Raw genomic sequence first — 17,250 nt, forward strand, 5'->3', positions numbered from 1 at the left:
AGTCGGTCAGACGGCTTCGGGCGCGTAGCGTTCCCAGCCCTTCGACCCCAGATGCTCCTGCGGCGTGAAGCGCACCTTATAGCTCATCTTGCGCGAACCATTGACCCAATAGCCCAGATAGACATGGGGCAGGCCGGCGGCGCGGGCGCGGGCAATGTGGTCCAGGATCATGAAGGTGCCAAGCGAGCGCTCGTCCAGATCCGGATCGAAATAGGAATAAACCATCGACAGGCCGTCAGCCATTATGTCCGAAAGCGCCACCGCCAGCAGTTCGCCCTGGCCCTTGCCGGTGATGAAGCTGTCAGGGCCGCGGCGGCGATACTCGATGATCTTGGTGTTGACGTGGGTGTCTTCCACCATCATCGCATAGTCGAGCACGGTCATGTCCGACATGCCGCCCTTGCGGTGGCGGGCATCGAGATATTTGCGGAAAAGGGAATATTGCTCGGTCGAGGGTTCGGCGTCGCGGATGTCGCCGATCAGGTCGGCGTTGTGGCGCATCACGCGCTTCATGTTGCGCGTCGGCGCAAATTCGTTGGCCAGGATCCGCACCGAAACGCAGGCGCGGCAGGATTCGCAAGCCGGACGATAGGCGATGTTCTGCGATCGGCGGAAGCCGCCCTGGGTCAGCAGGTCGTTCATCTCCGGCGCCTTGTCGCCGACGAGATGGGTGAACACCTTCCGCTCGAACTGGCCGTCAATGTATGGGCATGGTGAAGGCGCTGTCAGGAAGAACTGCGGGGACTGGGTCGGATGTTGCGTCATCGCTGCCGATCATCGAGTCTCGATCTTGATCCCAATATTACCCCTAGCTTGGCCGCGGCGGCAAAAAATTCAACTATATATTAGTGGCATGGCGGCCCGCCGGCGTACAATTCCGCGCGAAGTCCGGCCGCCATTGCCAAAGGCGCATGTCAGCGGTCGTCGCGGGTCACCACGGTGCCGAGCAGCAGGTCGTGAAGCGTGCGCTTGCGGTCGGTGAACAGCGTCGCAAGAAGGATCAGCGGCGTCAGCACGACATTGCCGGCCCAGAACAGCACGGTGTGGACGATTGCGAGCATCCCGTCCACCGGCTTGCCGTCAAGGCGGTCGAGCCGGATGCCCATCATCCGCATGCCGGCAGTCGCCTGGTTGCGGCCGCCCAGCGTGTTCCAGACATAGATCAGCGCCACCATCGGGAACAGAACGCCGAACAGGCCCCAGCCCAGGCCCAATGTGATGATGCCCAGGAAGAAGACCAGAATGGCGAAGGGGATCATCAGGAGGCCGATGATCAGATAATCGATGCAGAAGGCGACGATCCGGCGCGTCAGCACGCCGTCATAGGCGCGGACATCGTCGAGCCGCGTCGTGATGATTTCGCCGTCGAGAACGCGCGTGCTCATTTCCATATTCCTTGTCGAGGCGGGAATAGCCCCGCCAGCATGGTTTTACTAGAAATGGTGACCGGCCGCGACGATTCAATGACCGTGTCGCCGCTGCTGGCCGATTTTGCTTCGACGTTCTCTCTTACTCATCAAGGGCTTCGAGCATTCGCTCCACGCCCGCGCGCAAGGCAGGGAGACTGTCGGTAACAACCGCCCAGATGATCGGATCAGCGATCCTGTGATACTCGTGGCGCAGCACATTGCCGATTCCCCGCACCTGTTTCCATGGCACGTCCGGAGCGGCAAGCAGGAGTTCGTCAGGCAGGTGGCGTGCAGCCTCCGAAATGATCTCGATGCCGCGCTGTACGCCATGTTTCAGAAGCCAGTCCGCCCGAAAGTCGTCGAGCGACTTACCGGCCGTTGCACTCGCTATGCCGTCGAGCGCCTCGATCATCTCGGCTAGAATTGGCCGAACCTTGCGCGGCGCCATCAGAAGATGCGTATGGCGTTGCGTTCGATGTCGTCCTTCAACATCGGATGAAGGCTGTCACGGGTGGTAATATCGACCTCGCCACTCATCGTCTCTTCAAGAAACTGCTTGATGCCAACAAGGTCGATAAGGGAAAACCGGCTTTCCGCGTCATAGTCGATGAACAAGTCGAGATCGCTGCCGGAAGCATTATCGCCACGAGCCACCGATCCGAACAAGTAGAGCGTCGTTGCTCCCATGCCGCGGATGGCATCGGCATTCTGCCGCAACTGTTCGATCGTCTGCGCTCTGTTCATGGTGCCATTCTACAGCAGAATTTCACCTGGATCGACCGTCATCCCTTCAGGATTTGGGCCACTTCCGGCGCGAAATAGGTCAGGATGCCGTCGCAGCCGGCGCGCTTGAAGGCGAGCAGGCTTTCCAGCATGGCCTTTTCGCCGTCGATCCAGCCATTGGCGGCGGCGGCCTTGATCATCGAATATTCGCCCGACACCTGGTAGGCGAAGGTCGGCACCCGGAACTCGTCCTTCAGCCGGCGAATGATGTCGAGATAGGGCAGGCCGGGCTTGACCATCAGCATGTCGGCGCCCTCGGCCAGGTCCTGCTCGGCTTCGCGCACGGCCTCGTCCGAGTTGGCGTGGTCGATGTAATAGGTCTTCTTGTCGCCCTTGAGCAGGCCCTGCGTGCCGATCGCCTCGCGATACGGGCCGTAGAAGGCCGAGGCGAACTTGGTCGCGTAGGACATGATGGCCACGTCCTGGAAACCGTTGGCGTCGAGCGCGTCGCGGATGGCGCCGATGCGGCCATCCATCATGTCGGACGGCGCGATGATGTCGGCGCCGGCGGCTGCCTGGAGGACGGCGGCGGCGGCCACCTGTTCCACGGTCTCGTCGTTGACGATGATGCCGTCGCGCAGGATGCCGTCATGGCCGTGGCTGGTGAAGGGATCGAGCGCGGCGTCGGTGATGATGCCGATCTCCGGTACGGCCGCCTTGATGGCGCTGGAGGTGCGGTTGATGATGTTCTGCGGGTCGAGGATGTGCGAACCGGTCTGGTCGCGCAGGCTCATATCCACATTGGGGAAGGTGGCGATTGCCGGAATGCCGAGCTTGGCGGCGCGTTCGGCCTCCTTGACCGCGAGATCGACCGAAAGCCGGAACACGCCCGGCATGGCCGGTATCGGCTCGCGGCGATCCGTGCCGTCGATGACGAAGATCGGCCAGATCAGGTCGTCCACCGTCAGGTGATTCTCCTGCACCAGCCGTCGCGACCAGTCGGCCTTGCGCATGCGGCGCAGCCGTCGGCTGCCAGTGATTTCGTCGACGGAGCGTGCGCCGGCGGTCTTCAAAGGGGGCATTCTATTCATCGGGCAATCTCCAGATGGCGCGCTTTTAACACGCGGGCCGGCCGATCATCAAACTGAACGGATGAGGCCAGCCCCTTGTTTGCCGCGCGAAAACGAGGAAACATTGACGCACCCCGGCGCAATCCGTAGCACTAGGGACATGGCCTTCTGTTAGTACGCGTTGTTTGAAGTAGGGATTCTGTCCAATGGATTTTGGCGGCGGCGAGGAAATCCGCTTCGAGCTGCTGGGCAGTGCCGGCGTCGTCACCCTGACGCGTCCGCAGGCGCTCAACGCTGTCACTCATTCCATGATCAAGGCCCTGTCCAGGGCGCTTGCCGAATGGGAGCATGATCCGGCGGTCTCGCTGGTCATCATCCAGGCCGAGGGCCGGGCGTTTTCCGCCGGTGGCGATATCGTCGACATCTATAACGCCGGTTGCGCCGGCAATCCGCCGGTGGATTTCTTCGCCGACGAATATCGTCTCAACGCCAAGATCGCGCACTTCCCAAAACCCTATGTCGCGCTGATCGACGGCATCGTCATGGGCGGCGGCGTCGGCATTTCCTGCCACGGCTCGCACCGGGTGATGACCGAGAACGCGCAGTTCGCGATGCCCGAGGTGGGCATCGGCTTCTTCCCCGATGTCGGCGGCAGCCATCTGCTGCCCGATCTCGGTGGCCATTTCGGCATGTATCTGGGCCTGACCGGCAACCGCATCCGCTATGGCGATGCGCTGTGGTCGGGGCTCGCCACGCACACGATGAAGGCGGAATATCTGGAAGGCCTGGTCGAGCGGCTGGCCGAAACAGGCGATCCCGACACTTCCCTGCGCGAGGTGTTCGCTCCGGCAAAGCGCGAGACCGACCAGGCGACGCAGGAAGCGATCGACCAGCATTTTTCCCGGCCTTCGCTGTCCGAAGTCCTCGAGAGCCTGGAAGAGGCCGCGCCCAGCGACGCGTTTGCTGCCAAGACGCTCGCCACGATCCTCAGCCGCTCGCCGACCAGCGTCAGCGTCGCCTTCCGGCAGATCACCCAGGGCATGACGCTGACGATGGACGAATGCATGCGCATGGAGTTCCGCATTCTCAATCGCATGCTGCACGGCCACGACTTCTATGAGGGCATCCGTGCCGCCGTCATCGACAAGGACGGCAAGCCCGTCTGGGAGCCGGCTTCGTTCGACGCGGTCGACCCCGAGGCGATCGACGCCTATTTCGCGCCGCTGGCGGATGGAGATCTGGAACTGTGAGCGAACGGACTGTGAATGAACGGATCGTCAGGTCGGGCGGCATCATTGGCCCATCGGTCGCGGAGACCGGGTTCGTGTGGTTCTGGAGAATCATCTCGCTCTACTGCCTGATGTTCGGCGTCCTCTACTGGGTGCGTCTGATCGGCGTTTACGACGCGCCGCTGTGGCGCTTCGACCGCATGCCCGTCTATTGGCAGGTCACTGTTTCCATGCTCGCCGTGCTTTATCCCTTCGCGGCCAGCGGTCTCTGGATGCTCGCGTCGTGGGGCCCGGTCATCTGGTTCATCTGCGCGGTGACCGAGGTCATCATGTATGCGGTCTATCCCGATCTGTTCGGGCACCGCTTTGCCGTGGTCGCCTCGCATATCTGCGTGGCGCTCATCTACACGGCCTTCCGCGTGCATATCTTCATGCAGAAAAGGGAGGCGGAGCGGCAGGGTTAACAGACCCCATCCGGGTCGTCGTTTGTTAACCCTCCGCGCAAGGTCGCTCCAGGTAAGGCCTTGTTAAGCCTGGTGTTTAAGTCGAATTTTATGGGTCAGGGCTAGTCTCGCGATCAAGGTGAGAAAAACAAAACAATCACCTCGGCGACAAACGAGAGGCAAAGACCATGATCAATTCCCGTCCTGTGGCGAAGACCGCCAGCGTATCCGACGAACGCCGCGACTCCATCCGCACGCTTTACATGGAATCGCTGCAGCTGGTCGAAAGACTGCACCGCCGTTTGCTTGACGTGATCAAGGACGAATTCGACCGCAATGGCCGCAGCGACATCAACGCCATCCAGGCACTGCTCCTGTTCAACATCGGCAATGCCGAGCTGACCGCCGGCGAGCTGCGTTCGCGTGGCTACTATCTTGGCTCGAATGTCTCTTACAACCTGAAGAAGCTGGTCGAACTCGGCTTCATCAACCACCAGCGCTCGCGCATCGACCGCCGTTCGGTCCGCGTCAGCCTGACAGACAAGGGTTCCGAGGTGGCGGAAGTCGTGGGCAAGCTCTATGAGCGCCACATCGGCTCGATCGAGCAGGTCGGTGGCATCAATGCCGACGAGTTCCAGCAGATGAACCGCGCCCTGCAGCGCCTCGACCGCTTCTGGAACGACACCATCGCCTACCGCATGTAATCGGTGCGTCCTCTGCCTTGCGCGGGGAAGGTTTCAGATAACAAGCCGCGGCAATGATCGCGGCTGGACAAACCTCCAGTCAGTGCCGGCGCCTCCCTGCGCCGGTTTTCTTTTTTCTGGTGTGTTGCATGGTTGTTCGCTATGGCCACGCTAACGCCATATTCGGATGGATATCCGGTAGGGTGATACTGGACCGCCGGCTCAAGGGATTGCTTGCGGGGGAACTCCGAACGAACAACGCATCTGCGTCTGACGATGTCGGGGTTATGGTTGGCTGATTGTTAAGAGTGGCCACCATACAATGCGGACAAATTTTGTCCGTCTGTGCAATGCAGGATAGATGTCTGGAATGCCCATGAAAACTACGCGCCGTTCTTTCCTAACCGCAGCCAGTGCGCTTGCCGTGACCGCGATCGCGGGTGCAGCCAAAGCGCAGGACGTGGTTGACGAGATCTTGCAGTCTTCGCGTCGCGGCAATTGGGACGACACCTTCGATGCCCGCGCCAGCGAGGGCGGCAAGGTAGCCTCCACGCAGCCGATCTTCAGCCCGCGCACGGTTGGCTATGTCCAGCAGTCGATCATGGACTACCAGAACGTCGTCGGCCAGGGCGGTTGGCCCGAAGTGCCGGCAAACAAGAAGCTGCAGCTCGGCGTCAGCGATCCCGACGTGCAGGCTTTGCGCAAGCGCCTGATGGTTTCGGGCGACCTGTCGCAGCGCGCCGGTATTTCCGATTCGTTCGACACCTATGTCGATGCGGCCGTGAAGCGCTTCCAGACCCGCCACGGCTTGCCGGGCGACGGCGTGATGGGCCAGTACACCTATGCGGCGATGAACATCAGCGCCCCGGTGCGGCTCGGCCAGCTCGAGACCAACCTGACCCGCCTCCAGGCTCAGGCCGGCACGCTTGGCGAGCGCTACGTCAACGTGAACATCCCGGCAGCCCAGATCGAGGCGGTCGAGAATGATCGCGTGGTGCTGCGCCACACGGCCATCGTCGGCAAGATCGACCGCCAGTCGCCGATCGTGAATTCGAAGATCAACGAGATCATCGTCAACCCGTACTGGAATGCGCCGATCTCGATCGTCCGCAAGGACATCATCCCGCTGATGCGGAAGAATCCGAACTACCTGAAGGACAACCACATCCGCCTGTTCGCTCCCAAAGGCGGCGAGGTCGATCCGACGACAGTCGACTGGTCGACCGAAGAGGCGGCAAAGTATCTGTTCCGTCAGGACCCCAGCACCATCAATGCTATGGCGTCGGTGAAGATCAACTTCCCGAGCCCGGACGGCGTCTACATGCACGACACGCCGCAGCAGAGCCTGTTCAACAAGCTGATGCGCTTCGATTCCTCGGGCTGCGTGCGCGTCCAGAACGTGCGTGACCTGGTCACCTGGATCCTGCGCGACACGCCCGGCTGGGATCGCCAGCGCTTCGAGCAGACCATCAAGTCCGGCGTGAACACGCCGGTGCCGGTCACCAACCCCGTGCCGGTCTACTTCACCTATGTCACCGCCTGGTCGACGGGTGACGGCGTCGTCCAGTTCCGCGACGATATTTACGCCAAGGACGGCGTGCAGGAACTGAAGATTTCGTCCGCCCAGTAAGGCGCGGATACCCGAAAATGGAAGAGGCCGTCCATTCGGGCGGCCTTTTTCCTTTCAGGCGCAAGGGTTGACGCAAAGCGACAATCAAATTTCGCGCCGCGAACGTGGCGACCTAGCGGCAAGTGTGCTAATGGCCCGCCGCAGCAGGCACCGCCCCGGCCGCATGGCCCCAGACAGCAAGGATTGATCCGACATGGCAAGAGACTCGGCCGACTTCCAGCACTTCGAATCCTTCTTCGGCACGACGCTCGCCGACGCCGATCCCGAGATTTATGGCGCCATCCGCAACGAGCTCGGCCGCCAGCGCCATGAGATCGAGCTGATCGCGTCCGAAAACATCGTCAGCCGCGCCGTTCTCGAGGCGCAGGGCTCGATCATGACCAACAAATATGCCGAGGGCTATCCCGGCAAGCGCTACTATGGCGGCTGCCAGTTCGTCGACGTGGCCGAGGAACTCGCCATCGAGCGCGCCAAGAAGCTGTTCAACTGCAACTTCGCCAACGTTCAGCCGAACTCCGGCAGCCAGATGAACCAGGCGGTATTCCTGGCGCTGCTGCAGCCGGGCGACTCCTTCATGGGCCTCGACCTCAATTCGGGCGGCCACCTGACCCACGGCTCGCCGGTCAACATGTCCGGCAAGTGGTTCAAGCCGATTTCCTACGGCGTGCGCAAGGACGACCACCTGCTCGACATGGACGAGGTCGAGAAGCTGGCGCAGCAGCACAAGCCCAAGCTGATCCTGGCCGGCGGCACTGCCTATTCGCGCATCTGGGACTGGAAGCGTTTCCGCGAGATCGCCGACTCGATCGGCGCCTGGTTGATGGTCGACATGGCCCACATCGCGGGTCTCGTCGCCGGTGGCCAGCATCCGTCGCCGCTGCCTTACGCCCACGTCGTCACCACCACCACGCACAAGTCGCTGCGCGGACCGCGCGGCGGCATGATCCTCACCAATGACGAGGACATCGCAAAGAAGATGAACTCGGCGGTGTTCCCCGGCCTGCAGGGCGGCCCGCTGATGCACGTCATCGCCGCCAAGGCCGTGGCATTCGGCGAGGCGCTGAAGCCCGAGTTCAAGACCTATGCGGCCAATGTCGTCGCCAACGCCAAGGCGCTTTCCGATAGCCTCAAGTCGACCGGCCTCGATATCGTCTCGGGCGGCACCGACAACCACCTGATGCTGGTCGATCTGCGCCCCAAGAACGCCACCGGCAAGCGAGCCGAGGCCGCTCTTGGCCGCGCCAACATCACCTGCAACAAGAACGGCATTCCCTTCGACCCGGAAAAGCCCTTCGTCACCTCGGGCATCCGTCTCGGCACCCCGGCGGGCACGACCCGCGGCTTCGGTGAGGCCGAGTTCCGCGAGATCGGCAACCTGATCGCCGAAGTGCTCGATGGCCTGAAGGTCGCGAATTCCGACGAGGGCAACGCTGCGGTCGAGGCTGCGGTAAAGCAGAAGGTCGTGGCGCTGACCGATCGCTTCCCGCTCTATCCGTATCTCGGGTAAGCTCTGCGCCATCAGGCTTTTGGAAACGGCTGCCGCGTGAACTCGCGGCGGCCGTTTTCCTTTCTGGGGCCCCGGCTTTGGATGCCGGGAATCCACGTCTCGACCTAGCTCAGACACAAGCGTTTGGGGGCGATTTCCCCCGCAAAGACAAGATACGGACCGTTCACCCCTGTAACAGCGTTGGATTTCCGCCTTCTTGCTTCCTACTTGAACGGAAAGCCACTAGCTTCGGCGCCAGAAAGAATCGCGAGCGAGCGGGATATCCATGCGCTGCCCTTATTGTCAGTCGGAAGACACCCAGGTCAAAGATTCCCGCCCCGCCGAGGATGGCGCGGCGATCCGCCGTCGCAGGGTCTGCCCGGATTGTGGCGGCCGCTTCACCACCTTCGAGCGCGTGCAGCTGCGCGATCTCGTCGTGGTCAAGAAGTCGGGCCGCAAGGTTCCGTTCAGCCGCGACAAGCTGCTGCGCTCGATGGAGATCGCCTGCCGCAAGCGCAATGTCGATCCCGACCGCATCGACCGCGCCGTCACCGGCATTGTGCGTCAACTCGAAAGCTCGGGTGAGACCGAAGTCACCACGGGCGAGATCGGCCGGCTGGTCATGGAGGCGCTGAAGGCGCTCGACGACGTTGCCTATGTTCGTTTCGCCTCCGTCTATCGCAATTTCCGCGAGGCCAAGGATTTCCACGATGTCCTGGGCGAGCTGAAGGGTGAGGACGAAGAGGAGCATCATGCCGAGCGCTGACGCGGACCAGGCGGCGACAGACCGCCGCTTCATGGCGGCGGCCTTGCGATATTCACGCAAGCATGCCGGGCTCACCGGCACCAATCCGGCCGTGGGCACGCTGATCGTCCGCGATGACGGCAACGGCCCGGTGATCGTCGGGCGGGGCGTGACCGCTCTAGGCGGTCGTCCTCACGCCGAGGCCGAGGCACTGGCCGACGCCGGCGAGAAGGCGCGCGGCGCCACGGCTTACGTCACGCTCGAACCCTGCGCCCACCATGGCCGCACGCCGCCTTGCGCCAACGCGCTCGTTGCCGCCGGGGTGACCCGTGTGGTGGGGGCAGCCAACGATCCCGATCCGCGCGTTGCCGGCAAGGGCTACTCGATCCTGCGCGCCGCCGGCATCGAGGTGGTCGAACGCGTCATGGCCGACGAGGCCAGCGACCAGCTCGCCGGCTATCTCAGCCGCTCGGTCAGGATGCGCCCGCATGTTACGCTGAAACTTGCGCTTTCGGCCGATGGCATGATCGGCCGTCCGGGCGAGGGGCAGATCGCCATCACCGGGCCGATTTCGCGCCGGCAGGTGCATCTGATGCGCGCCGAGGCCGACGTCATCGTGGTCGGCATCAATACCGCGCTCGCGGACGATCCCGAGCTGACCGTTCGGCTGCCGGGGCTCGAAAGCCGCTCCCCCGTGCGCCTCGTGCTCGACCGCCAGGCGCGGCTGTCGCCGCAAGGGCGGCTGGCGCGTTCCGCCGAGGCGGTTCCGGTCTATCTAGCTGTCGGTCCGGAGGCGGATCCTGCCCACAAGGCGGTGCTTGCGGCGATGGGCGTCAAAATTCTGGCCACCGACACCTTCGAAGGCCGCATCGCGCTGCCGGAACTTTTGGAAGACCTCGCCGCGCAGGGCATGATGAACGTCATGGTCGAGGGCGGGGCCGAGACAGCGCGAAACCTGCTGGCCGACGACATGGTCGACCGCATCGTCATCTTCCAGGGGTCGGGCCGGCTCGGGGCGGATGGCATTGCGGCTCCGATCGATAGGGACCATATCCCGGCAGGTTTCCGGCTGGTGCGCGAGGCACGCTTCGGCGACGACAGCTATGCCGAATGGACGAGAGGTTTTTGATGTTTACTGGAATTGTCACCGATGTGGGCGCGATCGCTTCCGTTTCGCCGCTGCGCGAGGGCGTGCGGCTGCGCATCGACACGGCTTACGACCCCAAGACCATCGCCATCGGTGCATCGATCGCTTGCAGCGGCGTCTGCCTGACAGTCGTCGCCCTGCCTGAAACCGACTCTAACAGCCGCTGGTTCGAGGTCGAGGCCTGGGAAGAGGCGCTGCGCCTCACCACCGCCTCCGGCTGGAAGGCCGGCTCGCGGCTGAACCTCGAGCGCGCGCTGAAGATCGGCGACGAGCTCGGCGGCCACATCGTGTCCGGTCACGTCGACGGCATGGCCAAGATCGTGGCGCGTGAGGACGAGGGCGACGCCGTCCGCTTCACGCTCGAAGCGCCGAGGGAATACGCGAAATTCATCGCGCCGAAAGGCTCCGTGGCCCTCGACGGCACCTCGCTGACCGTCAACAAGGTTGAAGGTACGCGCTTCGACGTGCTGCTCATCCATCATTCGCTGCAGGTCACGACCTGGGGCGAGCGCCAGGTCGGCAATCACGTCAATCTCGAGGTCGACACCATGGCCCGCTACGCCGCGCGGCTGGCTGAGGCTGCGGAATAGGGCCTTTCCTCGACTTAATCGGATCTAATCACTATGATTAAAAGCGATTGAGAGGTCCGATGGAAACCAAGGTAATCACGGCACATGTGCCGCTGCCGCTCGCCGAGAAAGTGGATGAGCTGGCGGCTCGCCTCGAACGGCCCAAGGGATGGATCGTCAAGCAGGCCCTCGCAGCCTGGATCGATCAGGAAGAGGAGCGCCGTCGGCTGACGCTCGAAGCGCTTGCCGATGTCGATGCCGGTCGCGTTATCGATCATGAGGCTGTTCGCGCCTGGGCGGAAAGCCTCGACACCGACAAACCGTTGCCCGCCCCGCTATGATGGAGCTGAAATGGACCGCCAAGGCACTGACTGACCTTGTGCGGCTCCATGATTTTCTGGCTGCCGTCAATCCAAGGGCTGCGGCTCATGTCGTTCAATCCCTTACAAATGCACCGGCGCGATTGTTGGAGCATCCGCGCTTGGGCGAAAAACTCGAGGAATTCGAACCGCGCGAGGTTCGTCGCATTCTGGTTGGGCATTATGAAATGCGCTACGAGATCCGGGATTCGACCATTTACGTGTTGCGCTTGTGGCATACGCGGGAGGATCGTTAGAGCAATGCGGGTGCGATCCAATTGGCGATCCGCCAATCTTGCGCTTGCGAAGTTGGCCGCATAGGCCTAAGTCACCGCCTTTCCGGAGACTATCATGGCCAGTTTACGCCCACCCCATCTGCTCATCATCGAAGCCCGTTTCTATGACGGCCTGGCCGACGCATTGTTGGAAGGTGCGAAGACTGCGCTCGACGAGGCAGGCGCCACCTATGAGGTGGTGACGGTCCCGGGTGCGCTCGAAATCCCGGCAGTGATTTCCTTTGCGCTGGACGGTGCGGAAGAGGGCGGCACGGACTATGATGGCTTCGTCGCGTTGGGCACGGTCATTCGCGGCGAGACTTACCACTTCGACATCGTCGCCAATGAATCCTGTCGGGCGCTGATGGACCTGGCGGTCGAGGAATCCTTGGCCGTCGGCAACGGCATCCTCACCGTCGAGAACGATGAGCAGGCCTGGGCGCGCGCGCGTCGCCATGAGGGCGACAAGGGCGGTTTCGCTGCCCGGGCGGCACTTACCATGATCGCGCTCCGCGAGCGCCTGGGAGCCTGATCTTGACCGAGCCTACCGATAATTCACGTCCGCAGCCGCGCCAGGCCAACAAGCGCGGCGCCGCACGCCTTGCCGCCGTGCAGGCCCTCTACCAGATGGACGTTGCAGGCAGCGGCCTGCTTGAAATTACCGCCGAATACGAAGCCTTCCGCCTCGGCAAGGAAGTGGACGGCGATCTCTACCGCGAGGCGGACCCGCAGTGGTTCCGCGCCATCCTGGCCGGCGTGGTCGAAAACCAGAAGACGGTCGACCCGGTCATCCGCCAGGCGCTGACTGACGACTGGCCGCTGTCGCGCCTCGATTCCACGCTGCGCGCAATCCTGCGCGCCGGCGTCTACGAGCTGATGCAGCGCACCGACGTTCCCGTCGCCGTCATCGTTTCCGAATATGTCGACATCGCCAAGGCCTTCTATGTCGAGGAAGAGCCCAAGCTGGTTAACGCCGTGCTCGACCGTGTCTCGCGGCGAGTGCGCGGCGAAGGACGCGGCAAGGGCGCATCGTGACGGCGACGGTCGATCGCAGTGCGCGGCGCACGGCGGTCATTCTCGCCGCCGCGCAGGCTATAGTCGGGTCGGCCTCTCCCATCTCCATTTCGCTGGGCGCGCTGGCCGGCCACTATCTTCTCGACGTCGACAAGTCGCTGGCCACAGCGCCTGTCACCGGCTTCAATGTCGGTACGGCGATTGGCGCGCTGCCGGCGGCGGCGCTCATCCGCTGGCTTGGTCACCGCAATGGCTTCATGACCGGAACGCTGGTCACCGGCCTGGGCGGGGCGATTGCGACGGTCGCGCTGTTCCAGATGAATTTCTGGCTGTTTGCGTTCGGCCTCATGGCCATCGGCATCGGCAATTCCTTCGTCCAGCAGTTCCGTTTCGCCGCGGCCGACAATGCGCCGCGCGAGTTCCGGGCGCGGGCGATTTCCTTCGTGCTGGCCGGCGGTATCGTCACCGCCATTCTTGGGCCGCAGATCGTGATCTTCACGCGCGAGCTTTTCGCACCCGTGATGTTCGCCGGCTCTTTCGCGGCGATCATGGCGCTGGCCGTCGTCGGCTCGATCATTCTTTCCTTCCTGCGCGTGAAAAACGTCGCTCACAGCCATGCCGCCGATGGCGACACCGGCCGGCCGCTGATGCAGATCGTCTCGCAGCCGCGCTTCATCGTGGCGCTTTTGTGCGGCGTCGGCTCCTTCGCGCTGATGACATTCGTCATGACCGGTGCGCCGCTGGCCATGGTCGGCTGCGGCTTCTCGCCCGACGAGGCGACGCTGGGCATTTCCTGGCACGTCATGGCCATGTTCGGGCCCAGCTTCTTCACCGGCCGCCTCATCCAGCGCTTCGGAGCCAGCGCCGTCGTGTCGGTCGGCTTCCTGCTCTTGGTCGGCTGCGCGATTGTGGCGTTGTCGGGCATCGCGCTTTGGCAATTCTGGACGGCGCTCATCCTGCTCGGGCTTGGCTGGAATTTCGGCTTCATCGGCGCCACCGCGCTGGTCTCCGAAACCTATGAGCCGGCCGAGAAAGGCAAGGTGCAGGGCTTCCATGACTTCGTCCTGTTCAGCACCGTTGCCTTCGCCTCGCTCATGTCGGGCCGGGTCTACAATGCCCATGGCTGGGAGATGCTGAACTGGATCATCTTCCCGGTCGCGGTCATCTGTCTCGGAGCCCTCGGCCTTCTGGTCGTGCGCAAGAAGTTCGCCGCCGCGGCCCCTGCCAGCAGCGAATCCTGATCCGCCTCTAGCGCCCGCCATGCGCTGGATAGTCGAGCGTGACTTCCAGCCGAGTGCTGCCGTCGCCTGCTATCCAGCGCCGGCGCAGCAGCACGAATTCGTGGGTAGCCCCGTCGATTTTGACGGAGACGAGATCGCCCAGCTGGCAATGGGCGGGCAGGGCGGCGGCCAGAATTTTGTCCAAAACTCCTTGCTGGGCTGCATAGCGCTCGGCCGTGGCCGTCAAGACAACTGACGCATCAGCTGAAGTTGCCATCACAGATCGACTCGGCACTTTATCGCCTGGGTTTCTGGAAGACCCGAACTCAGGAGTTTTTGACATGACCTTCCGCTATTCTAAAATCATTATGTGCCTTTGCCTGGCGGCCTTCGCCTTTCTTGTCGCCTTCGGCAACATAACCGACTACGGCTCGAACTACGCCTTCGTTCAGCATGTGCTGAGCATGGACACGACCTTTCCCGGCAACGCGCTGATGTACAGGTCGATCACCAATCCGTCGCTTTGGACCGCTGGCTACTGGCTGATCATAATCGGCGAGGGGCTGACCTGCATCCTGTTCCTCATCGCCAGCTGGAGGCTGTGGCAGGCGCGGCATCTGTCGGGCGCTGCCTTCAACGGAGCAAAGCGATTCGTGGTCGTCGCCGCCACCATGGGCTTTCTCGTCTGGTATTTCGGCTTCATGGTCATTGGCGGCGAATGGTTCGCCATGTGGCAGTCGCAGACCTGGAACGGCCAGGAGGCGGCGTTCAAGTTCTACATGACGATCCTGGCCGTGCTGATCTTCGTCAACCAGCCGGACGGCGACCTCGCTTGATACGTGCCGACAGGCTTGCACCGATTCGCCCATGGCGAGTGCGCATTGCGTCCGCCAAGGGCATTTGCCGCGCCCAAACAGGCACAAAGCGGCGATTCCCGAACCAAAATGCTAACAGGCCTTGACGTGGCGTAACCCGTTTCGCACAAATTGTGACAGACCGTGCGGCGTATGGTCGCCGGTCGCAACCGCGTGGCCCGGGGAGGGGTTCTACCGGGCCCACAATCAGGGAAGATCGGCATATGACAATGCTATACGTCGTCATTGCCTGCGGCCTGCTCTCTGTCCTCTATGCCATTCTGGCTACACGGTCGGTGCTCGCCTCCGACCAGGGCAACGCACGCATGCAGGAAATATCCGCTGCCATCCGGGAGGGGGCACAGGCATATCTTGCGCGTCAGTACACGACCATTGCCATGGTGGGCGTGGTGGTTTTCCTTCTCGCATGGTGGCTGCTATCGGCTACAGCAGCGATCGGTTTCCTGATCGGCGCCGTGCTCTCCGGCACCGCCGGCTTCATCGGTATGCATGTTTCGGTCCGCGCCAATGTGCGCACCGCACAGGCCGCCTCCAACAGCCTCGCGGCCGGCCTCGACATCGCCTTCAAGTCCGGTGCCATCACCGGCATGCTGGTGGCGGGTCTCGCGCTGCTCGGCGTCTCCGTCTACTACTGGGTCCTCACCGGCCCGATGGGCCTTGCGCCGGACAGCCGCGTCGTCATCGACTCGCTGGTGTCGCTGGGCTTCGGCGCGTCGCTGATCTCGATCTTCGCGCGTCTGGGCGGCGGCATCTTCACCAAGGGCGCTGACGTCGGTGGTGATCTCGTCGGCAAGGTCGAGGCGGGCATCCCCGAGGACGATCCGCGCAACCCTGCAACCATCGCCGACAATGTGGGCGACAATGTCGGCGACTGCGCCGGCATGGCAGCCGACCTGTTCGAGACCTATGCGGTGACGGTCGTCGCCACCATGGTGCTCGGCGCTATCTTCTTCGGCGGCACGGCGGTGCTGCAGAATGTGATGCTCTATCCGCTGGTGATCTGCGGCGCCTGCATCGTCACCTCGATCATCGGCACTTATTTCGTCAAGCTCGGTGCGAACGGCTCGATCATGGGCGCCCTCTACAGGGGGCTGGTCGTCACCGGCATCCTGTCCATTCTCGGCCTCGCGGTGGCGACCTCGCTGACCGTCGGCTGGGGCGAGATCGGTACTGCCGGCGGCAGTACTATCGTGGGTAGCAGCCTGTTCACCTGCGGCATCATCGGCTTGATCGTCACGGGCCTGATCGTAGTCATCACCGAATACTACACCGGCACGGGCAAGCGCCCGGTGGTGTCGATCGCGCAGGCGTCGGTCACCGGCCACGGCACCAATGTCATCCAGGGCCTTGCAGTCTCGCTGGAAGCGACGGCGCTGCCGGCCATCGTCATCGTTGCCGGTATCATCACCACCTACCAGCTCGCCGGGCTTTACGGCACGGCGATCGCGGTCACCACCATGCTCGGCCTTGCCGGCATGATCGTGGCGCTCGACGCCTTCGGCCCGGTCACCGACAATGCCGGCGGCATTGCCGAAATGGCCGGCCTGCCCAAGGAAGTGCGCCACTCCACCGACGCGCTTGATGCGGTCGGCAACACCACCAAGGCGGTGACCAAGGGCTATGCAATCGGCTCGGCCGGTCTCGGCGCGCTGGTGCTGTTCGCGGCCTATTCAAACGACCTGCGTTACTTCGCGGCCAATGGCGACAAGTTCCCGTACTTCCAGGGCATTGGTGAGATCTCCTTCGATCTTTCCAACCCCTACGTCGTTGCCGGCCTGCTGATCGGCGGCCTCATCCCCTACCTGTTCGGCGGCATCGCCATGACGGCGGTCGGCCGCGCGGCCGGGTCGATCGTGGAGGAGGTGCGCCGGCAGTTCCGAGAGGATCCGGGCATCATGAAGGGTACCTCCAAGCCCGACTATGCCCGCGCGGTCGATATTCTGACCAAGGCGGCGATCAAGGAAATGATTATCCCGTCGCTGCTGCCGGTGCTGGCACCGATCGTCGTCTATTTCGGCGTGCTGCTGATCTCGGGCTCCAAAGCTTCCGCTTTCGCGGCGCTCGGCGCCTCGCTGCTCGGCGTCATCGTCAACGGCCTGTTCGTCGCCATCTCGATGACCTCCGGCGGCGGCGCCTGGGACAATGCCAAGAAGTCGTTCGAGGATGGTTTTTCCGACAAGAACGGCGTCAAGCACCTCAAGGGCTCGGAGGCGCACAAGGCTTCCGTCACCGGCGACACGGTCGGCGACCCCTACAAGGACACCGCCGGCCCTGCGGTGAACCCGGCGATCAAGATCACTAACATCGTCGCGCTTCTTCTCCTGGCGGTGCTGGCACACTGATCCCGCAAACAGCCTAGAGACAAAAAAACCC

The 17,250-nt window shown here is 63.0% G+C and carries 21 protein-coding genes; 15 read left to right on the top strand and 6 right to left on the bottom strand.

The annotated features are described in order from the left end of the window. Positions 1–6 precede the first annotated feature (6 nt). From C7I85_RS01860 to hemB, 5 genes are all read right to left on the bottom strand, one after another. Positions 7–765, bottom strand: coding sequence for an arginyltransferase (locus tag C7I85_RS01860; protein WP_106722243.1), 759 nt, complete (start codon positions 763–765; stop codon positions 7–9). 149 nt (positions 766–914) lie between these two features. Continuing rightward, complete coding sequence (locus C7I85_RS01865) at positions 915–1,385, bottom strand: RDD family protein (protein ID WP_106722244.1); 471 nt, start codon at positions 1,383–1,385, stop codon at positions 915–917. Positions 1,386–1,509: 124 nt separating this feature from the next. Beyond that, a complete protein-coding gene (locus C7I85_RS01870; protein ID WP_106722245.1) occupies positions 1,510–1,857 on the bottom strand; it encodes a HepT-like ribonuclease domain-containing protein in 348 nt (115 codons plus the stop codon). Then, positions 1,857–2,153 (bottom strand): nucleotidyltransferase family protein, encoded by a 297-nt coding sequence (locus tag C7I85_RS01875; RefSeq protein ID WP_106722246.1) that lies wholly within the window; start codon positions 2,151–2,153, stop codon positions 1,857–1,859. The genes C7I85_RS01870 and C7I85_RS01875 overlap by 1 nt, the downstream gene beginning before the upstream one ends. Positions 2,154–2,191: 38 nt before the next feature. Next, positions 2,192–3,223, bottom strand: a complete 1,032-nt coding sequence (hemB, locus tag C7I85_RS01880; RefSeq protein ID WP_106722247.1) for a porphobilinogen synthase — start codon at positions 3,221–3,223, stop codon at positions 2,192–2,194. 185 nt (positions 3,224–3,408) lie between these two features. On the opposite strand from hemB, the gene C7I85_RS01885 reads away from it, so the two are divergent. The 13 genes from C7I85_RS01885 (at position 3,409) to C7I85_RS01945 (ending at position 14,023) form a co-directional block, all read left to right on the top strand. Further along, complete coding sequence (locus C7I85_RS01885) at positions 3,409–4,452, top strand: enoyl-CoA hydratase/isomerase family protein (RefSeq protein ID WP_106722248.1); 1,044 nt, start codon at positions 3,409–3,411, stop codon at positions 4,450–4,452. Beyond that, positions 4,449–4,895 carry a DUF6163 family protein gene (locus C7I85_RS01890; RefSeq protein WP_428832800.1) on the top strand — a complete coding sequence of 149 codons (447 nt, stop codon included), beginning with the start codon at positions 4,449–4,451 and terminating at the stop codon, positions 4,893–4,895. The genes C7I85_RS01885 and C7I85_RS01890 overlap by 4 nt, the downstream gene beginning before the upstream one ends. Before the next feature lie 167 nt (positions 4,896–5,062). After that, positions 5,063–5,578, top strand: coding sequence for a transcriptional regulator LdtR (gene ldtR / locus C7I85_RS01895; RefSeq protein ID WP_106722249.1), 516 nt, complete (start codon positions 5,063–5,065; stop codon positions 5,576–5,578). A gap of 355 nt (positions 5,579–5,933) precedes the next feature. Beyond that, positions 5,934–7,187, top strand: a complete 1,254-nt coding sequence (locus C7I85_RS01900) for a L,D-transpeptidase family protein (protein ID WP_106722250.1) — start codon at positions 5,934–5,936, stop codon at positions 7,185–7,187. A 193-nt stretch (positions 7,188–7,380) separates the two neighbouring features. Next, the gene (glyA, locus tag C7I85_RS01905; RefSeq protein ID WP_106722251.1) at positions 7,381–8,694 is read left to right on the top strand and encodes a serine hydroxymethyltransferase; all 1,314 of its coding nucleotides are present in this window, start codon (positions 7,381–7,383) and stop codon (positions 8,692–8,694) included. Positions 8,695–8,959: 265 nt separating this feature from the next. Beyond that, the gene (gene nrdR, locus C7I85_RS01910) at positions 8,960–9,439 is read left to right on the top strand and encodes a transcriptional regulator NrdR (RefSeq protein WP_106722252.1); all 480 of its coding nucleotides are present in this window, start codon (positions 8,960–8,962) and stop codon (positions 9,437–9,439) included. Next, positions 9,426–10,547, top strand: coding sequence for a bifunctional diaminohydroxyphosphoribosylaminopyrimidine deaminase/5-amino-6-(5-phosphoribosylamino)uracil reductase RibD (gene ribD / locus C7I85_RS01915; protein WP_106722253.1), 1,122 nt, complete (start codon positions 9,426–9,428; stop codon positions 10,545–10,547). The genes nrdR and ribD overlap by 14 nt, the downstream gene beginning before the upstream one ends. Beyond that, a complete protein-coding gene (locus C7I85_RS01920) occupies positions 10,547–11,155 on the top strand; it encodes a riboflavin synthase (RefSeq protein WP_106722254.1) in 609 nt (202 codons plus the stop codon). Before ribD ends, C7I85_RS01920 begins: the two co-directional genes overlap by 1 nt. Before the next feature lie 59 nt (positions 11,156–11,214). Then, entirely contained in the window at positions 11,215–11,475 is a 261-nt protein-coding gene (locus tag C7I85_RS01925; protein ID WP_106722255.1) for a CopG family ribbon-helix-helix protein, read from the top strand. Continuing rightward, on the top strand, positions 11,475–11,750 hold the full coding sequence (locus C7I85_RS01930) for a type II toxin-antitoxin system RelE/ParE family toxin (RefSeq protein ID WP_106722585.1): 276 nt from the start codon (positions 11,475–11,477) through the stop codon (positions 11,748–11,750). The genes C7I85_RS01925 and C7I85_RS01930 overlap by 1 nt, the downstream gene beginning before the upstream one ends. Before the next feature lie 94 nt (positions 11,751–11,844). Beyond that, a complete protein-coding gene (gene ribH, locus C7I85_RS01935; RefSeq protein WP_106722256.1) occupies positions 11,845–12,300 on the top strand; it encodes a 6,7-dimethyl-8-ribityllumazine synthase in 456 nt (151 codons plus the stop codon). 2 nt (positions 12,301–12,302) lie between these two features. Then, positions 12,303–12,803 (top strand): transcription antitermination factor NusB, encoded by a 501-nt coding sequence (nusB, locus tag C7I85_RS01940; protein ID WP_106722257.1) that lies wholly within the window; start codon positions 12,303–12,305, stop codon positions 12,801–12,803. After that, positions 12,800–14,023 carry an MFS transporter gene (locus C7I85_RS01945; RefSeq protein WP_106722258.1) on the top strand — a complete coding sequence of 408 codons (1,224 nt, stop codon included), beginning with the start codon at positions 12,800–12,802 and terminating at the stop codon, positions 14,021–14,023. Before nusB ends, C7I85_RS01945 begins: the two co-directional genes overlap by 4 nt. Positions 14,024–14,030: 7 nt before the next feature. Here the strand turns inward: C7I85_RS01945 and C7I85_RS01950 are convergent, their stop codons facing one another. Then, positions 14,031–14,207 carry a hypothetical protein gene (locus C7I85_RS01950; RefSeq protein ID WP_181257052.1) on the bottom strand — a complete coding sequence of 59 codons (177 nt, stop codon included), beginning with the start codon at positions 14,205–14,207 and terminating at the stop codon, positions 14,031–14,033. Positions 14,208–14,343: 136 nt separating this feature from the next. On the opposite strand from C7I85_RS01950, the gene C7I85_RS01955 reads away from it, so the two are divergent. Next, positions 14,344–14,838 carry a DUF2165 family protein gene (locus tag C7I85_RS01955; protein WP_106722260.1) on the top strand — a complete coding sequence of 165 codons (495 nt, stop codon included), beginning with the start codon at positions 14,344–14,346 and terminating at the stop codon, positions 14,836–14,838. Positions 14,839–15,080: 242 nt separating this feature from the next. After that, positions 15,081–17,219, top strand: coding sequence for a sodium-translocating pyrophosphatase (locus tag C7I85_RS01960; RefSeq protein ID WP_106722261.1), 2,139 nt, complete (start codon positions 15,081–15,083; stop codon positions 17,217–17,219). Positions 17,220–17,250: the final 31 nt, after the last annotated feature.

The sequence above is a fragment of the Pseudaminobacter soli (ex Li et al. 2025) genome (assembly GCF_003012705.1).
Lineage (GTDB): Bacteria > Pseudomonadota > Alphaproteobacteria > Rhizobiales > Rhizobiaceae > Pseudaminobacter > Pseudaminobacter soli.